The sequence below is a fragment of the Candidatus Nanopelagicales bacterium genome (genome assembly GCA_030700225.1).
Classification (GTDB): domain Bacteria; phylum Actinomycetota; class Actinomycetes; order S36-B12.
Window position 1 is genome coordinate 1 of the sequence record JAUYJT010000053.1, and the last position, 22,096, is coordinate 22,096.

At 65.8% G+C, this 22,096-nt stretch carries 25 protein-coding genes and 1 pseudogene; 14 read left to right on the forward strand and 12 right to left on the reverse strand.

The annotated features are described in order from the left end of the window. Window positions 1–134: 134 nt before the first annotated feature. Window positions 135–1,547: an IS1380 family transposase gene (locus tag Q8P38_07995; protein ID MDP4014537.1), complete on the reverse strand. Its 1,413-nt coding sequence runs from the start codon at window positions 1,545–1,547 to the stop codon at window positions 135–137. A gap of 90 nt (window positions 1,548–1,637) precedes the next feature. After that, window positions 1,638–1,943 carry a hypothetical protein gene (locus Q8P38_08000; protein ID MDP4014538.1) on the reverse strand — a complete coding sequence of 102 codons (306 nt, stop codon included), beginning with the start codon at window positions 1,941–1,943 and terminating at the stop codon, window positions 1,638–1,640. On the opposite strand from Q8P38_08000, the gene Q8P38_08005 reads away from it, so the two are divergent. Then, window positions 1,926–2,288 carry a PaaI family thioesterase gene (locus tag Q8P38_08005; protein ID MDP4014539.1) on the forward strand — a complete coding sequence of 121 codons (363 nt, stop codon included), beginning with the start codon at window positions 1,926–1,928 and terminating at the stop codon, window positions 2,286–2,288. The genes Q8P38_08000 and Q8P38_08005 overlap by 18 nt on opposite strands. Before the next feature lie 70 nt (window positions 2,289–2,358). Further along, the gene (locus Q8P38_08010; protein MDP4014540.1) at window positions 2,359–3,189 is read left to right on the forward strand and encodes an SDR family oxidoreductase; all 831 of its coding nucleotides are present in this window, start codon (window positions 2,359–2,361) and stop codon (window positions 3,187–3,189) included. Between the two features lie 199 nt (window positions 3,190–3,388). Here Q8P38_08010 and Q8P38_08015 read toward each other — a convergent pair whose 3' ends face one another. Next, complete coding sequence (locus Q8P38_08015) at window positions 3,389–4,003, reverse strand: recombinase family protein (protein ID MDP4014541.1); 615 nt, start codon at window positions 4,001–4,003, stop codon at window positions 3,389–3,391. Between the two features lie 164 nt (window positions 4,004–4,167). Between Q8P38_08015 and Q8P38_08020 the strand changes: the two genes are divergently transcribed. Genes Q8P38_08020 through Q8P38_08035 form a run of 4 tightly spaced genes read left to right on the forward strand, consistent with a single transcriptional unit; the run spans window position 4,168 to window position 6,679 of the window. After that, window positions 4,168–4,401: a ribbon-helix-helix protein, CopG family gene (locus tag Q8P38_08020; GenBank protein ID MDP4014542.1), complete on the forward strand. Its 234-nt coding sequence runs from the start codon at window positions 4,168–4,170 to the stop codon at window positions 4,399–4,401. Next, complete coding sequence (locus Q8P38_08025; protein ID MDP4014543.1) at window positions 4,398–4,640, forward strand: hypothetical protein; 243 nt, start codon at window positions 4,398–4,400, stop codon at window positions 4,638–4,640. Before Q8P38_08020 ends, Q8P38_08025 begins: the two co-directional genes overlap by 4 nt. A gap of 46 nt (window positions 4,641–4,686) precedes the next feature. Next, window positions 4,687–5,181, forward strand: coding sequence for a Fur family transcriptional regulator (locus tag Q8P38_08030; GenBank protein ID MDP4014544.1), 495 nt, complete (start codon window positions 4,687–4,689; stop codon window positions 5,179–5,181). Continuing rightward, window positions 5,171–6,679: a catalase gene (locus Q8P38_08035; GenBank protein MDP4014545.1), complete on the forward strand. Its 1,509-nt coding sequence runs from the start codon at window positions 5,171–5,173 to the stop codon at window positions 6,677–6,679. Before Q8P38_08030 ends, Q8P38_08035 begins: the two co-directional genes overlap by 11 nt. 7 nt (window positions 6,680–6,686) lie before the next feature. Here Q8P38_08035 and Q8P38_08040 read toward each other — a convergent pair whose 3' ends face one another. Continuing rightward, complete coding sequence (locus Q8P38_08040; protein ID MDP4014546.1) at window positions 6,687–7,061, reverse strand: ankyrin repeat domain-containing protein; 375 nt, start codon at window positions 7,059–7,061, stop codon at window positions 6,687–6,689. A 28-nt stretch (window positions 7,062–7,089) separates the two neighbouring features. Then, window positions 7,090–8,265 carry a phosphotransferase gene (locus Q8P38_08045; protein ID MDP4014547.1) on the reverse strand — a complete coding sequence of 392 codons (1,176 nt, stop codon included), beginning with the start codon at window positions 8,263–8,265 and terminating at the stop codon, window positions 7,090–7,092. 130 nt (window positions 8,266–8,395) lie between these two features. On the opposite strand from Q8P38_08045, the gene Q8P38_08050 reads away from it, so the two are divergent. From Q8P38_08050 to Q8P38_08075, 6 genes and pseudogenes are all read left to right on the forward strand, one after another. Next, window positions 8,396–9,199, forward strand: a complete 804-nt coding sequence (locus Q8P38_08050) for a cyclase family protein (GenBank protein MDP4014548.1) — start codon at window positions 8,396–8,398, stop codon at window positions 9,197–9,199. A 335-nt stretch (window positions 9,200–9,534) separates the two neighbouring features. Next, window positions 9,535–9,831, forward strand: coding sequence for an antibiotic biosynthesis monooxygenase (locus Q8P38_08055; protein ID MDP4014549.1), 297 nt, complete (start codon window positions 9,535–9,537; stop codon window positions 9,829–9,831). 37 nt (window positions 9,832–9,868) lie between these two features. After that, a pseudogene (locus Q8P38_08060) lies at window positions 9,869–10,098 on the forward strand (IS481 family transposase). Window positions 10,099–10,158: 60 nt separating this feature from the next. Further along, a complete protein-coding gene (gene gdhA, locus Q8P38_08065; protein MDP4014550.1) occupies window positions 10,159–11,499 on the forward strand; it encodes an NADP-specific glutamate dehydrogenase in 1,341 nt (446 codons plus the stop codon). 205 nt (window positions 11,500–11,704) lie between these two features. Continuing rightward, window positions 11,705–11,941, forward strand: a complete 237-nt coding sequence (locus Q8P38_08070; protein MDP4014551.1) for a hypothetical protein — start codon at window positions 11,705–11,707, stop codon at window positions 11,939–11,941. 81 nt (window positions 11,942–12,022) lie between these two features. Next, on the forward strand, window positions 12,023–12,868 hold the full coding sequence (locus Q8P38_08075) for a PIN domain-containing protein (GenBank protein MDP4014552.1): 846 nt from the start codon (window positions 12,023–12,025) through the stop codon (window positions 12,866–12,868). Window positions 12,869–13,044: 176 nt separating this feature from the next. Here the strand turns inward: Q8P38_08075 and Q8P38_08080 are convergent, their stop codons facing one another. Beyond that, the gene (locus tag Q8P38_08080) at window positions 13,045–14,181 is read right to left on the reverse strand and encodes a DUF4365 domain-containing protein (protein MDP4014553.1); all 1,137 of its coding nucleotides are present in this window, start codon (window positions 14,179–14,181) and stop codon (window positions 13,045–13,047) included. Between the two features lie 634 nt (window positions 14,182–14,815). On the opposite strand from Q8P38_08080, the gene Q8P38_08085 reads away from it, so the two are divergent. Continuing rightward, a complete protein-coding gene (locus Q8P38_08085; GenBank protein ID MDP4014554.1) occupies window positions 14,816–15,805 on the forward strand; it encodes a hypothetical protein in 990 nt (329 codons plus the stop codon). Then, window positions 15,798–16,253, forward strand: coding sequence for a hypothetical protein (locus Q8P38_08090; GenBank protein ID MDP4014555.1), 456 nt, complete (start codon window positions 15,798–15,800; stop codon window positions 16,251–16,253). The genes Q8P38_08085 and Q8P38_08090 overlap by 8 nt, the downstream gene beginning before the upstream one ends. 67 nt (window positions 16,254–16,320) lie before the next feature. On the opposite strand, the gene Q8P38_08095 is transcribed toward Q8P38_08090, so the two are convergent. The 6 genes from Q8P38_08095 to Q8P38_08120 all read right to left on the reverse strand — a co-directional run. Then, window positions 16,321–17,652, reverse strand: coding sequence for a hypothetical protein (locus tag Q8P38_08095; protein ID MDP4014556.1), 1,332 nt, complete (start codon window positions 17,650–17,652; stop codon window positions 16,321–16,323). Further along, window positions 17,637–18,818, reverse strand: coding sequence for an AAA family ATPase (locus Q8P38_08100; GenBank protein ID MDP4014557.1), 1,182 nt, complete (start codon window positions 18,816–18,818; stop codon window positions 17,637–17,639). Before Q8P38_08100 ends, Q8P38_08095 begins: the two co-directional genes overlap by 16 nt. A gap of 8 nt (window positions 18,819–18,826) precedes the next feature. After that, complete coding sequence (locus tag Q8P38_08105) at window positions 18,827–19,381, reverse strand: hypothetical protein (GenBank protein MDP4014558.1); 555 nt, start codon at window positions 19,379–19,381, stop codon at window positions 18,827–18,829. 3 nt (window positions 19,382–19,384) lie between these two features. Further along, on the reverse strand, window positions 19,385–20,407 hold the full coding sequence (locus Q8P38_08110) for a DNA adenine methylase (GenBank protein ID MDP4014559.1): 1,023 nt from the start codon (window positions 20,405–20,407) through the stop codon (window positions 19,385–19,387). A gap of 33 nt (window positions 20,408–20,440) precedes the next feature. Continuing rightward, complete coding sequence (locus Q8P38_08115) at window positions 20,441–21,475, reverse strand: adenine-specific methyltransferase EcoRI family protein (GenBank protein MDP4014560.1); 1,035 nt, start codon at window positions 21,473–21,475, stop codon at window positions 20,441–20,443. A gap of 224 nt (window positions 21,476–21,699) precedes the next feature. Continuing rightward, on the reverse strand, window positions 21,700–22,096 hold a 397-nt coding region (locus Q8P38_08120; GenBank protein MDP4014561.1), incomplete at its 5' end, for a hypothetical protein.

Genomic DNA, 22,096 nt, shown 5'->3' on the forward strand with positions numbered 1-22,096 from the left:
GATCCACCGATGAGGCCGGGCTGAGCGGTCGCAGTCACTGACGCTTGGTCTGGGGCGCGTGGGCGTGACCGTCCGTCTGGCCTCGCTGCCAGGTCGTTCCAGGTTGCTCGTCGTGCCGGTGTCGGCGGGGGCGGTCAGGTCGTCGGTGCCGGTGGTGGTCCGCAGGCCCGGTTGAACAGGTCGCTCCAGGCTGTCTCCCAGGGCCAGTGCGCTGGGAGGTGCAGGGTCACTCTTCGTGCCGAGGACGCGATCCGGGCGGGGACGGTGATCAGCTTGCGGCGAATCGTCGCGGTGGTGGCCTTGGCGAGTCCCGGGCCGGTGAGGGTTGCGGCGGCTCGGGTCAGGTTGAACGCCATTACGGCCAGCACGAGCCAGGCTGCGTTGGCCGCGAACTTGCCCGAGGGCAGGTGCGCCAGCGCTGCGTGCTTGAGGTCGGCGTGGACCTGTTCGATGATCGCGTGGCCACGGTGGGTCTTGTCCGCGGACACAGTGTCGGCCACAGCGGGACTGGTGGTGGTGAAGAAGGCGTGGAAGCGCCAGGTGTCGAACAGCGTCTCCTGGCCATGGTTGCTCTTGGGGTTGAGGTCCGGAATCCGGCGGACCACGAGCCGGCCGGCGACCTGCTCGACCTTGGGACGGGAGGTGAACGCGGTGAACGGGATCTCGGCGACCTCGGCGCGCGAGATCCAGGTCTGGGTCTGCTCGTCGAACACGGCGTCGGTGTACTCGATCGGCGTCCACGCATCCTCACCGATGGCGGAGATCGCGGCTTTGACCTTGGGATCCATCCGCACGGTGACCGACACGTCGGCGCCACCTCGGATCGCGGCGCGGACGGCTGCATGGCCGTAGAACGCGCTGTCGGCACGCACCAACGCCTTGTCATTTCCGGTGGTTGTAGACATCGAGGCGACGGCCTTCAACGCGTCGGCGACCAGCCGGGCCGCGCCCCGCGGTGAACCACACGATCCTTTCCGCAGTCGTTGGGCCACGACCACCGGCGCCGACTGGCTGGTGCTCACCGTGGCGAGGAGCGCGTTGAGTCCGCGGACACCGGAGTAGCCGTAGCCCGAACCCTGCTTGGCGTAGCCGTGGACTTCGATGATGGTGTCGTCGATGTCGACCATCACCCGAGCACCGGCTTCCCCGGGTGCTGCGATCAGCGGTGCTTTGTTGGCCAGCCTGGTCAGGAACCGAGAGGCGACCGCGTCGAGTTGGCGGACGTGACCGAAGGTGAACGAGCGCAGGAATGAACCCAGCGTCGAGGGTGCGTAGGCGTTGGCGAAGACCCGACCCATCCCACCGTGTCGAAGCAGCGCCATGTCATCGATGCTGTCCGCGCCGGCGACCATCCCGGCCACCAGAGAGGTGATCTTCAGCCCGGCGTTGGCGCCCTTGTCGGTCGGCACCGTGAGGTGCTGCTGGGCGAGCTCGCCGAGCCCCGAAGACAGGGCCAGGGTGAGCACCGGGACGAGCCCAGCCGACGACACGAGGTTCGGATCGTCGAACACCGCTGAGGTGGCACGAGGCGTGTGGCAAAGTTGCATCTACGAGATGCCCTTCGTGATGGTGGAAATCGGTCCCTAGAGAAGACAGATTTTCCCAGCACGTAAGGGCATTCTCACTTCACGACGCGCTCATCCACTCAAGCTCATCGGTGGATCGAGGCTTAGTGACCTCGAGAGGAACTTGGTCGCAGCCCTGCAGCAGGCATCTGTATCACTGAACGCCGCCGGCGGACCGGGGGTGGGGTCGTGGAGAGCGTCGAAGAAATCCTGGCGACCTGGCTGACCAAGTTCAAGCCACACGAAGACGGCGCTCACCTCCCGCCGCACCACGACCACTGTCTTGCCTGTGGACCCGAGAATCCCCACGGACATCACCTGGTGGTGCACCGCCGCGGCGAGGAGGTCCATGCGGTCCATGTGTTCGACCAGCGCCACGTAGGTGCCCCCGGGATTGCGCACGGTGGTGCCGTGGCTACGGTTCTCGACGACCTGTTCGGGTTCCTGCTCTACCTCACCGGCGCCCCCGCGGTCACCCGACAGCTCGAAGTGCGTTACGACTCGCCCGTTCTCCTGGGGACCACCTACGAGTTGGTCGCCAGAATGGTTCGTTCGGAGGGTCGCAAGCTCTTCGTCGAGGCCGAGATGCGCGACACCTCAGGAGGTTCGGTGGCCTTCGCATCGGCGCTGTTCCTGCGCGTGGACGAAGCCCATTTCAGACTGGGTTTCAGCAACTCTCCGCCCTTGGTCGCGCCCGATGACGGCGAAAAGCCTGACCCGTAGCTCGTAGTTTGTCGTTCTCCCCTCCAATGGAACCAGACGCCCGCATCCGTGGACGCAGAAATAGGACTCCATGACCTCCAGCTCACTTCGCGACCAAGTCGTCGTCATCACCGGCGGCGCACGAGGCATCGGCTACGCGACCGCGCGCACGCTCATCGAGCGCGGCGCTCGGGTAGCCATCGGCGACATCGACGAGACGCGCCTGCTCACTGCGGCCGACGAGCTCGGGCTCGAGGTCACAGGCCGCCTCGACGTGACCAATGGGGAGTCATTCCGTGCGTTCTACTCGATGGTCTCCGAGCGGCTGGGCACACCCCACGCGCTGATCAACAACGCCGGCATCATGCCCGTCGGGCCGACCCTCCAGGAGTCCGAGGAAGTGGCGCGGCGCATGGTCGACATCAACCTCCACGGCGTCATCACCGGCACCAAGATCGCCCTCGCCTCGATGCTCCCTCGCCGAAGTGGACACATCATCAACATCGCGTCGATGGCGGGCGAGGCGTTCATCCCCGGTGCGGCGACCTACTGCGCCACCAAGGCCGCAGTGATCGCATTCACCGAAGCGGTCCGTGTCGAGCATCGCACCAGCGGGGTCAGTGTCTCGTTGGTGCTGCCCACGTTCACCAACACCGAACTGGTTGCCGGCACCACCGGGCCACGGGGATTCCGCAATGCCGAGCCCGAGGAGATCGCGGACGCGATTGCGGCGCTTCTTGAGGGGCCACGCCCGCGTGCCTACGTCACTAGGGTCATGGGCCAAGTGCTGGCCGCGCAACGCTTCATGCCCCGTGCCATGGCCGAGGGCCTGGCCCGGCGTCTGGGCGGGGAACAGATGCTCCTGGCGGGCGTGGAACCGTCGGCGCGCCAAGGCTACGAACAACGCGCCAGGAAATCTTGAGGACCGACCCAAGGCAGAGAATTCTTGGGGACCGAGTCCCAGCGGCGCGTTTGACGGGACGGTGGCCGGGAACGGCACGCGGAGCGTGTGCAGAGAGGGAACCGCTTACGGAAATGGCGTGATGCGTGACCGGCTCCGCCCAGTTCGGATCGTCGGCGTCCCGCGTGGGAGTCAGTTGCGGGACGCCGGCGAGTGGCGATTAGCGTCGTGAGGAGGCGTCAGCCAGTTCTGCCTTCGCAGCGGTGCGTTGACGCTCAATGGCGCGGTAGACGGTGGAGCGTCCGACGCCGAACAGTTCGGCTACCTCCAGGGTGCTGTACTCGCCGCTGTGCACCAGCGACACAAGGTGTGCCTCCTGCTTGCGGCTCAGCTTGGGTTGCTTGCCCTTGAGTCGACCCTTGGCCTTGGCGACCTTCATGCCCTCGACCGTGCGTAGTCGGATCAGGTCGGACTCGAACTCGGCGACCATGGCCAGGACGTTGAAGAGCAGCCGTCCGACGGCATCGGTGGGGTCGTAGACCGACCCGCCCAGGCTCAGGCTGATCTGTCGAGAGGTGAGTTCGTCCGCGATCGCTCGGGCGTCTGGAAGCGACCGGGCAAGGCGGTCAAGCTTGGTCACCACAAGGGTGTCACCGGCACGGCAGGCCGCGAGTGCCTCGCGGAGCCCGGGCCGTTCTCGGTTGGTGCCCGTCAGGCCGTGGTCGACATAGATGCGCTCGGCCTCAACACCGAGGCCGAGCAGAGCGTCGCGTTGGGCAGTGAGGTCTTGTGCATCGGTGGAGCATCGGGCGTACCCGACAAGTAGTGCGCTCATGGCGCACCTCCCAAAGGTTTGGCCCGGCCACGCCACGGGATGTGGTCGGCTCGGGCATCAGGCTGAACCCGATACCACCAGCGACTGCCTTTCTTTCCCGATCCGCAAGTACCGTCACTTACCGCCGCTTCCCCCGATCCGTTTTTCGTAATACGATTTTGGCCATGGTCAGCGAAGAGCAGATCCAGCAATGGGCGGACGAGGCCGAAGCTGGCTACGGCGTCGACGAGATGAAGCGCCGCGGTCGCGGTCGGCCCGGGCGTGGCTCCGAGCCGATGCAGGTCGTTGCAGTACGCCTCACAGCGGACGAGCTCGCTGCGGTCGACGCAATTGCCGAGCGAGAGCACATCACGAGATCCGAAGCGATCCGCAGGGCGCTGGCCGGCTCTGCGGCGTGAGGATCCACGACAGCGCACTCAGACACGGGGTACTCCCAGAGGACGCAGTTCAGGCAGCCGACTGGCCGCTCTGGGTCGAACCGATTGATGACGAGGACTGGCCGCACCGCGAACTACGACTCGGCTTCGACACTCAAGCCCGCCTGCTCGAGACCGTCGTCCTCCTCTTCGAGAGCGGCGACGAGATGGTCATCCACGCCATGCCGGCCCGCAAGCAGTACTGGGATCTCCTGCCCTGAACCGGAGTTCTTGAGTTGTTCCAGACAATCTGGTTAAGTAGAGGGGATGTCAACGACGCGTGCTGCCGATCCCCGCGAGAGCCTGAAGGCTGTCGGCCTGCGTGTCACGCGGCCCCGGCTGGCGGTGCTGAGTGCCGTGGATGACCAGCCGCACGCCGACACCGAGTCGCTGATCGGAGCCGTGCGCCGTGAGCTGCCGGCCGTTTCGCACCAGGCGGTGTACGACGTGCTGCGTGCGCTGACGACCGCGGGCCTGGTGCGCCGCATCCAGCCCTCGGGCTCGGTCGCGCGCTACGAGTCGCGGGTCGGCGACAACCATCACCACGTCGTGTGTCGCTCGTGCGGAGCGATTGCCGACGTGGACTGCGCCGTCGGGCTGCGGCCCTGCCTCGACGCCTCCGAGACCCACGGCTTCGTCATCGACGAGGCCGAGGTGACCTATTGGGGCGTTTGCTCCGCGTGCTCCACCACCCCCGCAGCACCACTCACCCAAGCCACACCGAAGCCCACTCAACGAGGAGCGATGAACGATGTCGTTTGAAGAGAACACCAACCCGATCACCACCGCGGCCGGCGCACCGGTCGCCGAGAACCAGAACAGCCTGACTGCCGGCCCGCGCGGTCCGATGCTGCTGCAGGACCTGTGGTTCCTCGAGAAGCTCGCGCACTTCGACCGCGAGGTCATCCCCGAGCGCCGGATGCACGCCAAGGGCTCGGGCGCCTTCGGCACCTTCAAGATCACCCACGACATCAGCAAGTACACCCGCGCCGCGATCTTCAACAAGATCGGCAACGAGTGCGAGATGTTCGCCCGGTTCTCCACCGTCGCCGGTGAGCGCGGTGCCGCCGACGCGGAGCGCGACATCCGCGGCTTCGCGCTGCGTTTCTACACCGAGGAAGGCAACTGGGACGTCGTCGGCAACAACACCCCTGTGTTCTTCTTCCGTGACCCGCTGAAGTTCCCCGACCTCAACCGCGCCGTGAAGCGTGACCCGCGCACCAACCTGCGCGACGCCGAGAACAACTGGGGCTTCTGGACCAACCTGCCCGAGGCGCTCCACCAGGTCACCATCGTGATGGGCGACCGGGGCATCCCGAAGTCCTATCGCCACATGCATGGCTTCGGTTCGCACACGTTCTCCTTCATCAACGAAGCCGGCGTGCGCTCGTGGGTGAAGTTCCACTTCCGCACCCAGCAGGGCATCGAGAACCTCACCGACGAGGAGGCCGCCGCTGTCGTCGCCGCTGACCGGGAGTCCGGCCAGCGCGACCTCTACGAGTCCATCGAGAAGGGCGACTTCCCGAAGTGGAAGCTCTTCATCCAGGTGATGCCCGAGGCCGAGGCCGACAATTACCGCTTCCATCCCTTTGACCTCACCAAGGTTTGGTCGAAGAAGGACTACCCCCTGATCGAGGTGGGCGAGTTCGAGCTCAACCGCAACCCCGACAACTACTTCGCCGACGTCGAGCAGGCTGCGTTCACGCCGGCCAACCTGGTGCCGGGCATCTCCTTCAGCCCGGACAAGATGCTGCAGGGCCGTCTCTTCTCGTACGGCGACGCGGCGCGCTACCGCGTCGGGGTCAACCACCACCAGATCCCGGTCAACCAGCCGAAGGCCGCCAAGGCGTCGAACACCTATCACCGTGACGGCGCCATGCGCGTCGACGGCAACCAGGGCTCGGTGCCCGGGATCGAGCCGAACAACTTCGGCCGCTGGCCCGAGCAGCCCGCCTATGCCGACCCGGCACAGGCCATCGGTGCCGTCGCCGACCGGTTCAACTTCCGCGACGACGACGCCAACTACTTCGAGCAGCCCGGCGACCTGTTCCGCCTGATGGGCGCCGAGGAGCAGCAGCGACTGTTCGAGAACACCGCCCGCGCCATCGACGGCGCCTCCGACACCTCGGTCGAGAAGCATATCTTCAACTGCACCCAGGCCGACCCGGCCTACGGTGAAGGTGTCCGCAAGGCGATCGAGGCGCTCGCCGCCGGCACGATCGACGACACCGAACCCAACCCGGACAACACGCCCGCCTGACCGATCGTCACTTCAGCAGCCCGCCACGGCCGAACATCTCGGCTGCCTGGCGGGCTGTTGGCGTGCCGGCGTCCAGGTCGGCACGGGCGGCCACCAGACGGCGTACGACGTCGTCGGCGCCCTTGAACAAGGCGCCCGCGACGATCGACTGGTCGCGAGCGTTGCGCAGGTCGGGGTCGGCGCCGCGGTCGAGCAGCATGTCCACGGTGTCGAGACGTTCGTGGTAGGCCGCCAGCATCAGCAACGAGTCGCCCGCCTCGGACACCGCGTCGACCGGAATGCCGTGGTCGAGGAACTCCACCAACTGCTCCGTCTCACCGGCGCGAGCCAGGTCGAGAGCCAGCGCGAGGACGCGTTCGGCCTGCCCGGGCGTGAGGCTCATCCGAGAAGTCTACGAGCACGTGCAGTGCTCACCGATAACGTGTCGCTGACGCTCCAAATGACGGAGTTCTTGGCCTTCCCCGCGCTCCGGGGAATCCCGCAAGCCGATCCCTCACCGGCAACCGGTCGTCACCCGGCTGACATGAGCTGGGCGCGGCGGCCTCCCGCGTCTTCGTACCTGCGGTCGTCGCAGGGCTCGGCCGCTTCGGCACGCGGCAGCGGCAGCCCGGCCTGGCCGTCGTACCGCGAAGGCTTCGACCAGTCGGCCCTCCCTCGCAGGCCGGATCAGTCGTGGAGGCGTCGGTCGAGGTGCGCGACCAGCGTCTCGTAGAGCGAAGGGTCGTCGTGGTTCCCGACCAGGAGGCCGGCGAGGACCTGCAGACGGCGCAGGTCACGGCAGTCGGAGAGTCGGGTCCGGTCGATGGGCCGGGGTAGGCGGCCAATGCGTCGTCTGTGATCGTCATCGAGGCCATGTCCCACTCCACGGGCCCGACACACACGTCCTCGAAGTCGGTCCAGAGTGGTCCGTCCGGCGTCATGAGCACGTTTCCTGTGTGGGCGTCTCCATGCAGGGGACGGGCCGGCCAGGACCGGGTCAAGGGGACCAACTCGGCGGCAGCGCGATGGAGGGTCGGATCTGATGAGATCGCCAGCGCCGGGGAGATGTCGGTGAGAGGGCCGATCAGGGTGGGCAGGTCACCGGGGTAGCGGGCCAGTGCGTCGTGCAACGGTCCCAGCATCGCGCCGAAGCCGGCGGCTGATACTTCGCGGGAGTCGTGTTCGGTCCAGTGCCACAGGCACACTTCCAGTCCCTCTGCGATGTGGGGCCCCGGGTCCTCCCACGGGGCGACGATAGGTACGCCCGAGGCGGCGAGGAACTGGGCGACGAGCACTTCACGTTCGAGCCAGGGCAGGGGGTGTGGGCGCAGTGCGCGCCCGACGGTCACGACGCGGGTGACTACTGGTGCGGGCCTGAGTCGTACGCGAACGCTGTAGCCCTCGGCGATGACCTCGGGATCGTCGGCTGGCAGCCCCAATGCCCGAGCACAGGCGACGGATGCCGACACCGCATCGGCAGTGGTGGGGAGGACAGCCACGCCGTCGACGGTTTGTCGCTCATCGAGGTCGTCGTCCATGGCGGCCACTTTGACAGGGCGGGCAACCGCGTCGATGGCGGCTATAAAGACGCACGTCGCCAGATGCACGGATCGCGGCCATGTGAGTGTGCTTCTTCGCGAACGCTTGGTGACGCGACTCGGCCGGGGCAGGTGGCGCAACCAGGATCTCGAGCAGGTGCGCAGCCCGAGGCGAGCGTAGGGCTGGGACGATGATCCGGTGGAAGAGCTGATTTCTCTGTTGGGCCACCGTGTTCGCCTCGTCGACCTGACACACCGTCTCGGACCGTCGCCGAGCGAGCCGGTACCCCCGTGGCTGGAGGCACAGACGCATGAGGAAGGCGCCGAGGTGTGGGAGGGCATGTTCGGCATCCCACGTGGGGCTCTGCCAGGCGGACGGGGTTTCGCCGGTGAGATGCTGCACCGGCTGTCCACGCACGCGGGTACCCATGTGGACGCGCCGTGGCACTACGCGCCGACAGCAGGCGGTGCACCTGCCGCCACCATCGACCGTGTGCCGCTCTCGTGGTGCGTCGGTGACCTGGTGGTGGTGGACGTGTCGGACCTGCCCACCGGGCACCTGATCGGCCGAGACGAAGTGGTCGAGCGCCTTGCGGGCATCGCACCCGATCTGCAGGCGGGCGCTGTGGTGGCGTTCTACACGGGCGCGGAGCGGCTCTGGGGTGATGAGAAGTTCTGGGAGACCGGGTGTGGTCTGGGACGTGAAGCGGTGCTGGCGCTGCTCGAGCGTGGCGTGCGGACCATCGGTACCGACGCCTGGAGCTTGGACCGGCCATATCCGCTGATCGGCGCGGAGTGGCAGCAGCGGCGCGATCCGGCGGCGCTGTGGCCCGCGCACTTCGCTGGCATCGAGCAGCCTTATCTGCAGATCGAGAAGCTGGCCAACCTCACGGCGGTGCCTGCGATCGGGGCCACCATCCTCGCGTTCCCGATCAAGGTTGAGTGCGGCAGCGGAGCGTGGACGCGAGCCGTAGCTCTAGTCGCAGAGCCAGGCGAGCGCTGAACCACCACGGAGCCGCAGTGCGGTTGCGCACTGTGCGTGGGTCGTCTTCGGGCGCGGACGCGCTTTGTGCGTCGGGGACGACCCAGCACCGGGGCCGTCGACGGATCTCCTGAGCCGCTGCCCCCTGCCCGGTCGGGCAGATTCGTATGGCGGCGTCGGCGATGCTCGTGCCGTGAACCAGCTGCCCGACGCCGTCGTGGCCTCGCGGCCGACCGCCACCGTCGGCTGCTACACCGTCCCGGATAGCGATCCCTCTGTGAGACGGGAGTGTTGACGTCGCGCGGGGCCGCACCCCTGACCGCTGGGCCTACGGCGACGGCTGCGACCATTGCAAAGTGACTCTCGAGCATGCGCTGCTGCCGGTCAGACCGGGCCACGAGGATGACTTCGAGGCCGCCTTCAGGCAAGCCAAGAAGATCATTGTGCGTATGCCCGGCTTCAGGAGCCTGACATTGTCGCGGTGCCTGGAGCGCCCGAGCACCTACTTGCTGCTCGTGGAATGGGACAGCCTGGAGGACCACACCGTGGGCTTTCGCGGTTCGCAGGACTACCAGCAGTGGCGCCAGTTGCTGCACCACTTCTATGAGCCCTTTCCCACCGTCGAGCATTACGAGCAGGTCCTGACCGCTTGACGATTTTCGGGCGGAGCGTGACCAGCGCGGGAGGGCCGATCGGTCCAGCCGTCCTCACCGCAGCACGAACAAGACCCCCGATCGACTGACGCAAGAAATCGTTCGGTTGCGATGGCGGTACAGGCTCGGGCCGGTTCAGATCGGCGGACGACTCGGCCTCCCGCCATCCACAGTCCACGGGTCCTGGTGCGCTGCCGAGTCAATCGGCTCAGCCACATCGACCGGGCAACCGGGGAGCCCATCCGCTACGAGCACCCTCACCCCGGGTGGTCGGCGTGCTGACCTAGGGTGAGGCTTCATCTGAAGGAGGGACGATCTATGGAGACGTTGCACGCTGCGCTTCAACCTGTGTACGCCGACGTTTTGCGCCGTAACCAGGGAGAGACCGAGTTCCATCAAGCGGTCTTCGAGGTGCTCAGCTGCCTGAGCCCCGTGGTGGAGAAGCGTCCTGAGTACGTTGATGCCTCGATCATCGAGCGCATCTGCGAGCCTGAGCGCCAGATCATCTTCCGCGTCCCGTGGGTCGACGACTCCGGTGAGGTGCAGATCAACCGCGGCTTCCGCGTCGAGTTCAACTCCGCGCTCGGGCCGTACAAGGGCGGGCTGCGCTTCCACCCCAGCGTCTACCTCGGGATCGTGAAGTTCCTCGGCTTCGAGCAGATCTTCAAGAACGCTCTCACCGGTATGCCGATCGGCGGCGGCAAGGGAGGCTCGGACTTCGACCCGAAGGGACGCTCCGATGGCGAGGTCATGCGCTTCTGCCAGTCCTTCATGACCGAGCTGTACCGTCACATCGGCGAGTACACCGATGTGCCGGCCGGTGATATCGGTGTCGGCGGTCGTGAGATCGGTTACCTGTTCGGACAGTACAAGCGGATCACTAACCGCTACGAGGCCGGCGTACTCACCGGCAAGGGGATCACCTGGGGCGGCTCCCACGCCCGTACCGAAGCGACCGGGTACGGCACCGTCTTCTTCGTCAACGAGATGCTCGCCGCCAGAGGAGACTCCTTCGACGGCAAACGTGTCGTCGTGTCCGGCTCCGGCAACGTGGCTATCTACGCCACCGAGAAGGTGCACCAACTCGGGGGTACCGTGGTCGCGGCCTCCGACTCCTCCGGTTACGTCGTCGATGAGGCCGGAGTCGATGTCGGCCTGCTGCGCGAGATCAAGGAGGTCCGCCGCGGTCGAATTAGCGAGTACGCCGACATCAAGGGCAGCGCCGTCTCGTTCGTGTCCGGCGGATCGATCTGGGACGTCCCCTGCAGCGTCGCCTTGCCCTGTGCCACCGAGAACGAGCTGCCGGTGGACGCGGCGAAGGCCCTCGTCGGCAACGGCGTCCAGGTGGTCGCCGAGGGGGCCAACATGCCGACCACGCCGGATGCGGTGGACCTACTCACCGAAGCCGGCGTGCTCTTCGCCCCTGGCAAGGCCGCGAACGCAGGCGGTGTCGCGACGAGTGCGCTGGAGATGCAGCAGAACGCGTCCCGCGACTCGTGGACCTTCGAGCACACCGAGCAGCGGCTGGCTGAGATCATGGCAGGCATCCACGAGCGCTGCGTCATGACGGCCGAGGAGTACGGCGTACCGGGCGACTACGTGGCCGGCGCCAACATCAGTGGCTTCACCCAGGTCGCCGACGCAATGCTCGCCCTCGGCGTGGTCTGACCCCCCGGCCGGGTTGCCGGCGGACTTTCGACGGGTGTGCACCACCACAGTGCGACGAAGATGGTGCACACCATCGAACTCGAAACCGGTAGCGCCGCCGGGGCTAGGCGGCCGGGATGTCGAGAGTGCCTCGTAGGCACCACCCATGCCGACACGTCAGCGGCTTGCCACTCCAAGCTGAACGCTGGCCGTGTCGATATTGGTGGTGAGGTCCGTATTCCGATCTGAGAGGCTGGGCTCACGGACTGAGATACGGACATCGGCTGAGAGTGCGCCGGGAGAGGACGACACGTCCCCCAAGCGGAACGACGTCCGGCGCTGGGCCAGGTTGTTGGGTGCCGAGTTCTCAGAGCGCCGCGAACCCCAGCTCGAGGCTGGGCCTCCGGAGGCAGGCAGGTGGCTGTTCCTCAAGGACTTCGCTGAGGTGAACCAGCTTGGCTAGAACAGACCAGCCGTGGCAGTGTCCGTACGCTCTCCGAAGTGAGGAAGGTGTGTAGTGGACCGTCGAAACATGGTCTGGCCCATGAGCGGCACAGGCGACCACCTGGCCGAGACGCTACGGTCGGCCGCGAACGCCACCCACTCGGTGTCCGGGGGCGCAACCGACGTCGTCGACGGCTATCTGCGCTGGGCGGCCGACCAGATCCGCATGCTCCAGGGAATGCTCTCCCCCAGCGATCTGGACGGGTTGATCACCACCCCGCGCTATTGGGCGACGCAGGCGGACAGGACCTCGGTCCTCACCACCGTCAACGTGATCACCGACGAACTCCAGCATCGCCGGCGGGTACTCGAGGCCACCGCGGATGCCGTCGCGCAGCAAGCCGAGGCGTGGTCGCCAAACGACGGTCAGTTCACCAACTACGTGTTGATCGACACCAACTTTTGGATGGAGAAGACCTCCAGCGATCTCGATGCCCTGGACTGGCACCAAGCGCTCGCCGACGCCACCGGGCCCAGTCACCCTGCAATGCAGGACGAGCTGCGGATCGTGGTCCCGCTGTTGGTGATCGACGAACTCGATGAGAAGTCACACCGCCGCGACACACGTCCGAAGGTCCTCGGTGCCACCAAGTTCCTCTACAACCTGCTGGCTGACAATCCAGGCAAGCCGCGCCAGATCCGTGATGAGACGCCCGCGCGGGGCGCCGTAACTGCGCAACTCCTGTTCGACCCGTTGAGCCACCGACGGCTGCCAAACAACGATGACGAGTTGGTCGAGCGTCTGCTCGTGCTGGGCGACTTCATCGGCCACCCGGCGAGTCAGATGTTCTTTCTCACCCAAGACGGGGGCGCCGCGTTCCGTGCCGGAGCCTCCGGGCTGATGCCGCGGCATGCACCTACCCCACCAAGGACCAAGGGAGACTGATCCGCGAGGACCAGAAGAGTTCGCGAAGCGCATCCCTCATCGCTCGTTCGAACGCCAGGTCGCGCTCGAAGCTGACCCTGCGCGATGGTGGTGCGCTGGACGAGAAGAAGCCACCCTAGCCAGCGGGACGCAGCTCGTGAGGTCGGCGGCGTCCTCACCCACGGCCAGCTGCCGTTTCAGAAGAGGGACACGTAGCCAAACTCCGCGACCGACTGAACTAGATACTCGAAGTTCTCCACCTCTTCCAGACGGTTGGATACGGGGAAGAGGCCGTCCTCGTCGCCCCTTGTTCGGTCCGTCTCGAGGAGGTTGTCGAGAACGTCCGGTGCGCTCTGGCCGGCCAGGCCGAGAAGGATCGCGGCGGCCCACAACCGGGTGGCATTCGGAAGGGCACGATCGAGTGCCACATTGAAGAGCTTTGGCTGGAGGTCCTGGTCAAGGTTAAGGACGTGGAAGACGGTCTGACCGATGGTGCCGCGGTCCATGCCGGCCTCGTCTATCTCGTCAAGGAGTGCGGCGATATCGATTGCGGTCCAGCGGCACCTCTTCCGGACGGTTGTGCTCACTAGCTCTGGAATCCAGTTCTGCTTGGTCCAGAACATGTCCGGGTGCGAGGTCGTCATGGCGAGCGTCACGACCGCCAAGCGGCGGCAAGCCTTCGGCAGGCGATGGAAGAGAGCGCCGAGCAGGAGGAATGCAGTCGGATCGTGACGACCGACGGCAAACGTATCCACGATGCCGACCTCGACCGTCTCCGCGTGCTCTGCTAGGAGGGCCGCCGCTGGCGAGCCACTATGGCGACGCAAGGAGGTCTTGGCGGCGTCCAGGAACGGCGCGAGGTCAACGTCCAAGCGGTTCTCCACTGGGACCGGTACACACGGTTTGCCGTAAGGGCCAGGGATGACCGGCGATATGTACGCATCGACTGCCAGGGCCGCCGCCTGAGATAGGTCAACCCACCTGAGGGCGTCGTCTTCCGGGTCGTGGACCGCCCCGAAGAATGGAACCGTGCTCTCACGCCACAGCGTGAAGTCTGCAGCCTCACCCGGTATGACCCACTGCCCCTCGTGAAGGAAACTCTTCCCAGACTTCACCTGGACGCAGATCACTCCGCCGGTGACGTCCGTCCCATCCACGAGGTCCACGAATGCGTCGCGCCCGATGTCATTCTCGGTCTCGACGCGCTGCACAACGACGTTGGCGGCCTCGAGGATGGCTTCAAGCCGCCGATAGCCAGCCTTTCCGCGTGCCCGAGTGGGCCGCGACTGCTTACGCGGACCACGGTCATCGATGCCGCCTGCCTCATGTTTCACCTGTAGAGCGTCGCACCTCCACGGGAACAGAACGGCCAACCGGCGCGATCCCTGACCCGTGTATGGGGCAGGCGCTATGCCGACTGGGGGCGCGACTAACCGGGAAGGGCGAGTTTGCTCCCCACCTCTGGCGCACCAACCCTCGGGGCCGACTGTTGGCGGACGGATCGCGAATGCCGAACCCCTCCCACGGGAACGACGCAGGCCAGCGTGCCTGCGCCTCTGGCCGGTGTCCGTTTAGCCCGTCCGGTGATGTGTTCCGGCGAAGGGGCCCTATTCGAACGGGCCGCCGTGGCCACGAGGCGGGGCCCATCGCCTACCTTGACGAACGAGCCACTGATCGACCGATCTCGCCAAACTGTCCCGCGGGCGCGTCGTCAATCTTCCCTGCATCTCGACACGGCTTCTCGGCTTGTCGACCTGCACCGAGAAGGGACTGAGGCGCCCGGCGTCTGCGGGTGGACGTGCACCCAAAGGCGCGGAAGGGCACGGTCCAATCACCTCGCCGGAACCGTGACCGACGGCGTCCTGTCCCGTGTACCGTCATCATCCGAGTCGGCACCGACGTCGATAGCCGTCGGACGTTCCCCCCGCGTGGTGAGGCCCGCCAAGTGCTCCGGAGGAGGTACCGACAATGGCCGTCAAGCCACTCCCTGTCGTCATCCTCGCTGGCAGCGCTCTCGCCGGGGGCGGCGGCGCGGTCGCAGGCGCAGTGGGTGGAGTACAGATCGGGCGTGCGCAACTCCAGATGCGCCACAACGCGGCGCGCTACGAACGCCGCTACGACTCGCACGGCGAGCAGGTGATGCACACGAACGAGACGCTGCGGGCTTTCGGACAGAAGCAAGAGAACGCGCAGCGTGAGGTCATCTTCCGGATGCGCGACTTCCTGGAGCGACACGAGAAGCAGGTTCGAGCTCACGCGCATCTCATCATCGCGGGGGTAGACGGATCCACACCCCGGATCGTCGGAGCGGCCAGACTCGACCGCGACGTCGCGGGCTGGGTCGGCGGTGTGACCGGTTCCATCGCGGTCGGCGCGGCAACGCCAGCAGCGCTACGCAAAGCGGTCACCAGCCAGATGAGGGCCAGTACCGGGACGGCAATCTCATCCCTCCACGGGGCCGCCAAGGAGAGCGCCACTCGTGCTGCTCTGGGCGGCGGCAGCCTGGAGGCGGGTGGTGGCGGCATGTCGCTCGGCGGAACCGTGCTGAGGGCCGCGCCAGTCGGCACCGGACTGCTCATCGCAGGTCTCGCTGTGAAGAACCGAGGAACCAAGGCACGCACCGAAGCAGAGGCGTACCGGACAGAGATTGATGTCGCCATCGCCCGACTCGACATCCGCGACCAACTCCTGCGCGGCGTGCAAGACCGGGCGCGCGAACTCGACGAGATCCTCATGGCCTTGTCCTCGCGCGCGACGTGCGCGCTCGACCGCCTCGAGGCCAAGCCGTTCGACATCGAAGTTCATGCCGAACAACTCCAAGCCGCGCTGATCCTCGTCATGTCGGTGCGCGAAGTCGCCACGGCGCCAATCGCTGACGACGACGGCAACCTCGACGACAGCACCGAACCCCTCATCCTGAAGTACCGCGATGCACCCACGGAGGACGCGAATGTCTGATCAAAGCAACACCGCCAAGAGCTCGAACCTGCCCGCCAAGGCGACCGAGTTGGCGGCTGGCGCGGCAAGCAAGGTCAGCGGGGCTGATGCGCTCAACGCCTTCAACCAGGTCGTGACGGTGGTGCGTGAGGCGATCCAGGTCCACGAGACCGAGAGCACCAAGCGGGAGAAGCTGAAGACCTATCGGGAGACCGAGGTCGCGCGCCTGAAGTTGTTCGAGACGATCGTTCAGGACTATTTCGACCGGGAGTACCCGGAACGCCGCGAGACCAGTCGGCAGCTGTTCGAGAGCCTCAACCTCGCGATCCAGTCCGGCGATGTCACCGCCATGCAGACCATCGTCGGCGGCATCGTCGAGGTAGCGAGAACCTCGCCGCTCGCGGGCCTCGGCAACATTGCCGAACTGCGACGCGCAATGGACGACCCCGACACGATCTTCGAGCTCTAGCGAGCGAGCAACCCCGGCAACCCCCAGGATTGCGCTCAGCCCGGTTGACGGGCCACCGGTGGGACGCTCACTGCGAGCCACCGGCAGCGACTGGGGCCTTCGCGGCAGTCTCTGCGAAGAGCTCAGCATCTAGCCAGGTGCACACCTTGTCGATCAGCAGCCGTGGCCCCTCAGGCAGCGTTAGCGACATGAGGTTGAGCGGCAGCGCCGTGAGCTCAATATCGCTTCCGCCGAGAGCAGAGGCGACCCGCCAGCTTGTCGGCTCGCGGTCTACGGCCACCGGGTAGGTGAGGGAGATCCTCTGGCAGCCAAGGACGTGGCCGGCGGTCAGCACCTGGTAGGTGTCAGACGATTTCGGACGCGTCCCAAGGCGCTTGTACTTGGAGTCCGTCACAGCGACCGTGACGCCACTGGGATCACGGAAGACCACGTCTGGTGTGGTCTCGAGCTTGGAACCTTCGCCGGCGATGACCTCGCCGAACTTGATCGCACCCTTGCTGACCCGTTCACCGCCTCGCGCGGCAGCGCGACGGCAGAGCCAGTAGATGTAGTTTTCGTAGATCACGTCGGAGTTCCACAGGAAGCCTGACAGTGCGTGATCCCCGCTTGCGTGGTGGACGCCTGCTCCCTCGAGGAGAAGTAGGCCCACGATTCGTGCCGCTTCGAGGCCTTGGTGCTGGATGCCGAGGGAGATCCGTTGCGCGTCCAAGAGGTGCGGAGGCTGCCGGCCGACGTGGGATAGACCAGCAGCGATCTCGCGGACGGCGCGGGCGCGCCCAGGAGCCTTCACCGTGGCGGCGAGACACTCGGCAGACCAGCGCAGCAGTCGCGCAAGAGATGTGTCATCAGTCAGCAGATCGGCGACGTACGGGAGTTCCCACGGGCGGGCCACCCACTCCCCCAGCCGAGAAGGGTCCAGACTCCCGCGCAGGGTGTTTCCGGATGCCTGCTCTGTGAGGTAGCCACGCGGAAGTCCGCGGGCAGCACCCTTGGCGTATGACGCCAGGAACATCTCGGCGAGCAAGTCCGGCATGGAGAGGGATGCCAGGTCGTGGGCGGTCGTGAGGTTCTCATCGACGTGGCCTCCCTCGACGACCGAGAGAATCCGCCACAGCACGGTTTGCCACCCGCTGTCGCCAGCACTTAGAAACTTCGGCGCGATCTCCAGGTCGGTGTGGCCAATCCGAACGACGCCGGTCACGGCTTCGGCCCGCAACTTGACTCGCCCGTCGCCGAGGTCCTCAACCTTGATGGGGTCACCCGAGAGTCCCAGGGCGCGCTTCCAGCGCTTGTTGGCCTCGATCAGGGCCAGGTGGTCGATGTCTGCGGCGTCAATGACGACGGGCGCGCCGTACTCCTGCAGCTCGATCCGCGGCAGAGCCGCTACCGCGTCAGCCACCTGAACGACCTCTTGATGACATCGATGTCGAGCTCGCTCACCCGGGCTGGAGCGAGAGTGCGGGCCTCCACGGTGCCGCCCAGGGCGGTGCGGAGGTTCCAGGCGTAGCCGCCCGCGGAAGGCGGGGTGTCGACGTGCAGCAGGTCCATCAACTGCTCAGGGCGCCCCGAGTACCGGTCCTCGAGCTGCGGGAAGAGGACGTCATCCCAGGTCTTGGCGAGGCTTTGCCAGGCCTCCTTCTCGTCGACCGGCTGATCTGCGCCTGAGGCGTCCTTCTTGGTCGCCTGCACGGGGACAAGAAGGCCGTGGCCGAGCTCGAACTCCGGGCCAAGGTCGGAAGCGATGGCCACGTTGAGACGATCGAGAAGGAGGTAGCCGGTCTCGAACGGGGTGAGGGTCTCCCAGTTCTCGTCGGTAGGCGTCGGGATCGCGGTCTTGTCGAGGCCCCAGTGGTCGGCCAACACTTCGAGGCTGGGGCGCATCTCGATTCGGTCGAACCGGCGCGCAAGGGCGCTGTCGATCGGGACTGCCGCGCGGTCGACGCTGTTCATGGTCGACACGATGTAGACGTGCTTGGGGAAGGTGAAGCCCTTGGGGATCGTCGTCACCTTGCCGTTAGGGCGGCGGATCTCTTCGCTCTGCTCGTCCTCGTACGTCAACTGGCGCAGCGGGAGCGGCAGCGGCACGGTGCCGCCGTCGCGGTAGTCAAAGTCGAGGAAGGTCATGAACTCGCCGAAGATGCGTGCGGCATTGCCGCGGTTGACCTCATCGATGAAGATCACGACCGACTTGTACTTCGAGTCGGGGTCGTTGAGCTCGAGGGCAGCGTCGAGGAAGACGCCCGCCCAGGGCTGCAGACGCGTGCCGTCAGCCGTGATCTCGGGCCGAAGGCCCATGACGAAGTCCTCGTAGCCGTAGGACTGGTGGAACGTCGTCCACACAACCTTGATCGGCTGCGGGATCTTGATCTCCTGATCGGGCCTCGTGAACGGAGTGTCCATGTCCGCGGGATCGAGCTGGATACCCTTCGTGGCCTCTGGCGGAGTCTCAAGCGCCTTGAAGAGCTCCGAGATCAGGCGGGTCTTGCCTGTAGCCGGCGGGCCGTACAGCAGAGCGTTCCGGCCAGCGCTCCACGACGTCAGGATGTCGTCGATCTTGTCAGCCACGCCATCCCTCATTCATCGATCACGCCGCCAACAACCTTGCCCTGCGGGTAGAGCTTGAACATGGGGCTGTTGATGGTCACGCTCGCCGGACGCGGGCCCTTGGTGAAGCCCGCGAAGTACTCGCCATCGAAGGTCTTTGCGATGTAGATGCGCAAGCCGCCCTGCGGGAAGTACGGGAGCGCTGCCTCCTTGTTGGCGACGTCGTCCGGCGCGGTCGGGAAGCCGCGCGCGGCCATCCAGGCAGGGTGACGGGCTGACGAAGTCTGCCGGCGATTCTGCCGGGCGATGCGCATTCGCCCGCCCTTCTTGCGCTGGAACTCGATCGGACCAGAGAGGCCAGGATGGCCAACCACACCGGCCTCAATGGTGATGACTGGCAACGCCTCGACGTTGGCACCGGTCGCGTCGAGGAAGTCGAGGGTCTCCGGAACCATCGACGCAGGGACCTCGATGTAGAGCGAGCCGCCGCCGCCCTGGATCTGCGGGTAGCGCTCGATGTTGTAGAACTCGCCCGGCTGGACGTTCCGCCACCAGATGCGGTCGATATTCAGTTTCTGCGACATGGGTTAGAAGGCCTCTACGTGGTACAGGCGCTCGAGCACCGATCCATCTTTGACTCGGTCGTTGCTGCGATAGCGGACGTGGGGTTGCTCATGCAGTGTGACGGTTCCGAAGTCGCTCAGGATGGAGAACAGCTCATCTTCCTGCACCTGGCCGTCCTCGCTGTACGAGATGAACACGTGCTTGGCCTCGAGCCGCTTCAGCGTCTCGCGGAAGGCCTGACCGGCACTGCGGCGGTAACAGAAGTCGGAGGCCTGCTCCATCCACGGCCGCAGGCCACCGTCCCCGGCTGCGACAGGCTCGTCCTCGCGTGCCAGGGTCTCCAGGACGTGATAGTTCCCGGCGTACTGACGCTTGGTGTACGGCGGATCGAGATAGACAGCGTCCGTCTTCAGGACCGAAGCCAGGTCCTCCACCGGTCCATGCAGGACGGTGTGGTCGCCGGGGGTCGACTCGAACTCGAGGGGATCGAAGGCCAGCGGGCGGAGCGCCGGACCGGAGAGCGTGCGGCGGAAGTATCCGTAGGTGCCGCTGATGTTGGCGACCTTATTCGTGGCCAAGATCAGATGGTGAAGGAGCACGCTGTGCTCGACCTCATCAACCTGACCCGCACCTGCGAGCTCGAGGATGCCCTTGCGGATGCCGTCAATGTGCGCGGCGTTGTCAGCTGAGAAGTAGAGCCGCGGCGCCCTGCCGTTCGCGGGCTGGCCCGCCTCGCCGAACTCCTTGAAGAAGTAACCCTTGACCGGTGCGGCCGAGCTCATCCAGTCCAGGGCCTCGCCGTATCCACCGAGTGCCTTGAAGGCCGGGGCCTGCTTGGCCAGCAGGCGAGTCTTGGCGTGGACGACAGGGAAGGTCAGGGCGTCTGCAGCTGTAACGGAGTAGCCGGCGCGAGCGAGGGCCATGGAGACCGATGCAGTGCCGCACATCGGGTCAGCGATCGATGAACCTGCGGGGAGGACGCGGCTGATCTCGCCCACGATCCACTCGGTCAGGCGCGTCTTGTTACCGAGGTAGCGGTACGACATGGCTACCTCTCTGCTGCCGCGCGCCCATGGCAATCACAGCTGCTTGTTCCTGATGACGATCCGGTCGTACATCCGACGATAGGTGCCATCGCCGTTCGGCAGGTAAAACCGTGGCCCACCCTGCATGAACGTGCCCTTCTCAGCGATCTGGGACATGGGGCGACCAAGTGTCTTGCTGGAGCCCAGGATGTCGAACTGGTCCGGGTTGTACTTGTCCAGGAACGTGATCGGCACGCCCATCGGCCCGGCGTAGTCGACCGGGATGTGCATGGTCTTGCTGACGTCGATGGCTTCGAAGTTCGCGTACTTCGGGTAGGCGGCCGCGTTGTAGGTCATCCGCAGGTCCAGCTCCTCGTGCCGACCCGGGTATTCGAGGTTGGTGAACCAGCGGACGCCCTTCACGCGGACGTACTTGTTCCCTGCTTCGTCGATGCGAGACCCAGCAGCTGTGATCGGGTAATCGTTCGGGACGCGGAACTCACGGTCGCCGCTGCGGATGCTTGGTCCGTACCAGACTTGGTCGTTCTGGAACAGCGGGAAGATCTCCTTGTAGGTCAAGGCGTTCATGTTCCCAATGATCAAGAACTGCTTCTCGTGCTCGACGAGCTGGGCAACGTACTCGCGGAAGAGCGAGAAGGGCGGGTTCGTCACGACGATGTCGGCCTGCTTGAGCAGAGCGACGCTCTCGGCGCTGCGGAAATCACCGTCGCCGTCAAGCGGCTGCACGCCGATCTCATCGACGTCCGGGACGCCATTGCCGTTCTTGTCGCCGGTGTATTCTAGATAAACGGCCTGCTCAGACTCGTCGCATCCGAACTGGGTGGCGTCTTGGCTGCGGTAGCAGGTCGCGATGAGCTTCTTCAGCCCGAGCTTCTCGAAGTTGGTCGCGAAGTAGCGGAAGAAGTTGCTGGCTCGCGGGTCATCGCAGTTGCAGTAGACGACCTTGCCCTCGAAGTGGGCCGTGTAGTGCTGCAGCTCGAGCTCGATGTCGCTGAAGGAGGTGTAGAACTCATCCTTCTTCGCCCGCTTAGCTTCTCGAAACTCTCGGTTCCGGGTGGTGACCGTCATCTCTCTCCTCGTCAAGCTCCCGGGTACCCCTTGCTCCAGAGCGATGGACCAAACCTAGTCGAGCGATCCGACCTGGCAGACCAGGCGCGCTGTGATCGACTGTGCCCAGCGCCTCCGGACAACGTCCGCCTCTAGCGGTACACGTAGGCATGTCAGGGCGACCGACAGGTGCTCAGTCGCCTCCTCCTGCGCTGCTGACCTCAACTAGAACGGGCTGGTGGTCGTCACTGGGTGAGCACCTGGGCCTCCCCGATGCGGATCGGGAGCGGCTCTGTGGTCAGGTCGAACTCGATGGTTCCGGACTGCCCGCCACCGGTCCACTCGACCACCCAGTGGCTGGTCGCGGTGACCTGGTACGCACCGTCGGGCTGGTCGGTCGACATCTTCGCGTAGCGGTGCCCGCAGGTCGGGGAGGCCTGCTTCCCATAGTGATCGGCGTACGGCGTTCCCTTGCCCGTGCAGTTCACCGTCTTCCCGTCACCCATGTTCCACACGATGCTGGAGACGTTGGCCGTTGCGCTGACCGAGACCGTTCCTTCGGCCGCGGAGGCAGTGATCGGCCCGAAGGTGACGTCGGTCGGCTGGTCGACCCACATCCACACCGGCAGGCCGACCAAGCCG

Bases quoted from the DNA above. Each gene is read 5' to 3' on its own strand.
- Q8P38_07995 (MDP4014537.1), bottom strand. From the start codon at position 1,547: ATGCAACTTTGCCACACGCCTCGTGCCACCTCAGCGGTGTTCGACGAT.
- Q8P38_08010 (MDP4014540.1), top strand. From the start codon at position 2,359: ATGACCTCCAGCTCACTTCGCGACCAAGTCGTCGTCATCACCGGCGGC.
- Q8P38_08015 (MDP4014541.1), bottom strand. From the start codon at position 4,003: ATGAGCGCACTACTTGTCGGGTACGCCCGATGCTCCACCGATGCACAA.
- Q8P38_08020 (MDP4014542.1), top strand. From the start codon at position 4,168: ATGGTCAGCGAAGAGCAGATCCAGCAATGGGCGGACGAGGCCGAAGCT.
- Q8P38_08030 (MDP4014544.1), top strand. From the start codon at position 4,687: ATGTCAACGACGCGTGCTGCCGATCCCCGCGAGAGCCTGAAGGCTGTC.
- Q8P38_08035 (MDP4014545.1), top strand. From the start codon at position 5,171: ATGTCGTTTGAAGAGAACACCAACCCGATCACCACCGCGGCCGGCGCA.
- Q8P38_08040 (MDP4014546.1), bottom strand. From the start codon at position 7,061: ATGAGCCTCACGCCCGGGCAGGCCGAACGCGTCCTCGCGCTGGCTCTC.
- Q8P38_08075 (MDP4014552.1), top strand. From the start codon at position 12,023: ATGAGCGGCACAGGCGACCACCTGGCCGAGACGCTACGGTCGGCCGCG.
- Q8P38_08085 (MDP4014554.1), top strand. From the start codon at position 14,816: ATGGCCGTCAAGCCACTCCCTGTCGTCATCCTCGCTGGCAGCGCTCTC.
- Q8P38_08090 (MDP4014555.1), top strand. From the start codon at position 15,798: ATGTCTGATCAAAGCAACACCGCCAAGAGCTCGAACCTGCCCGCCAAG.
- Q8P38_08105 (MDP4014558.1), bottom strand. From the start codon at position 19,381: ATGTCGCAGAAACTGAATATCGACCGCATCTGGTGGCGGAACGTCCAG.
- Q8P38_08110 (MDP4014559.1), bottom strand. From the start codon at position 20,407: ATGTCGTACCGCTACCTCGGTAACAAGACGCGCCTGACCGAGTGGATC.
- Q8P38_08115 (MDP4014560.1), bottom strand. From the start codon at position 21,475: ATGACGGTCACCACCCGGAACCGAGAGTTTCGAGAAGCTAAGCGGGCG.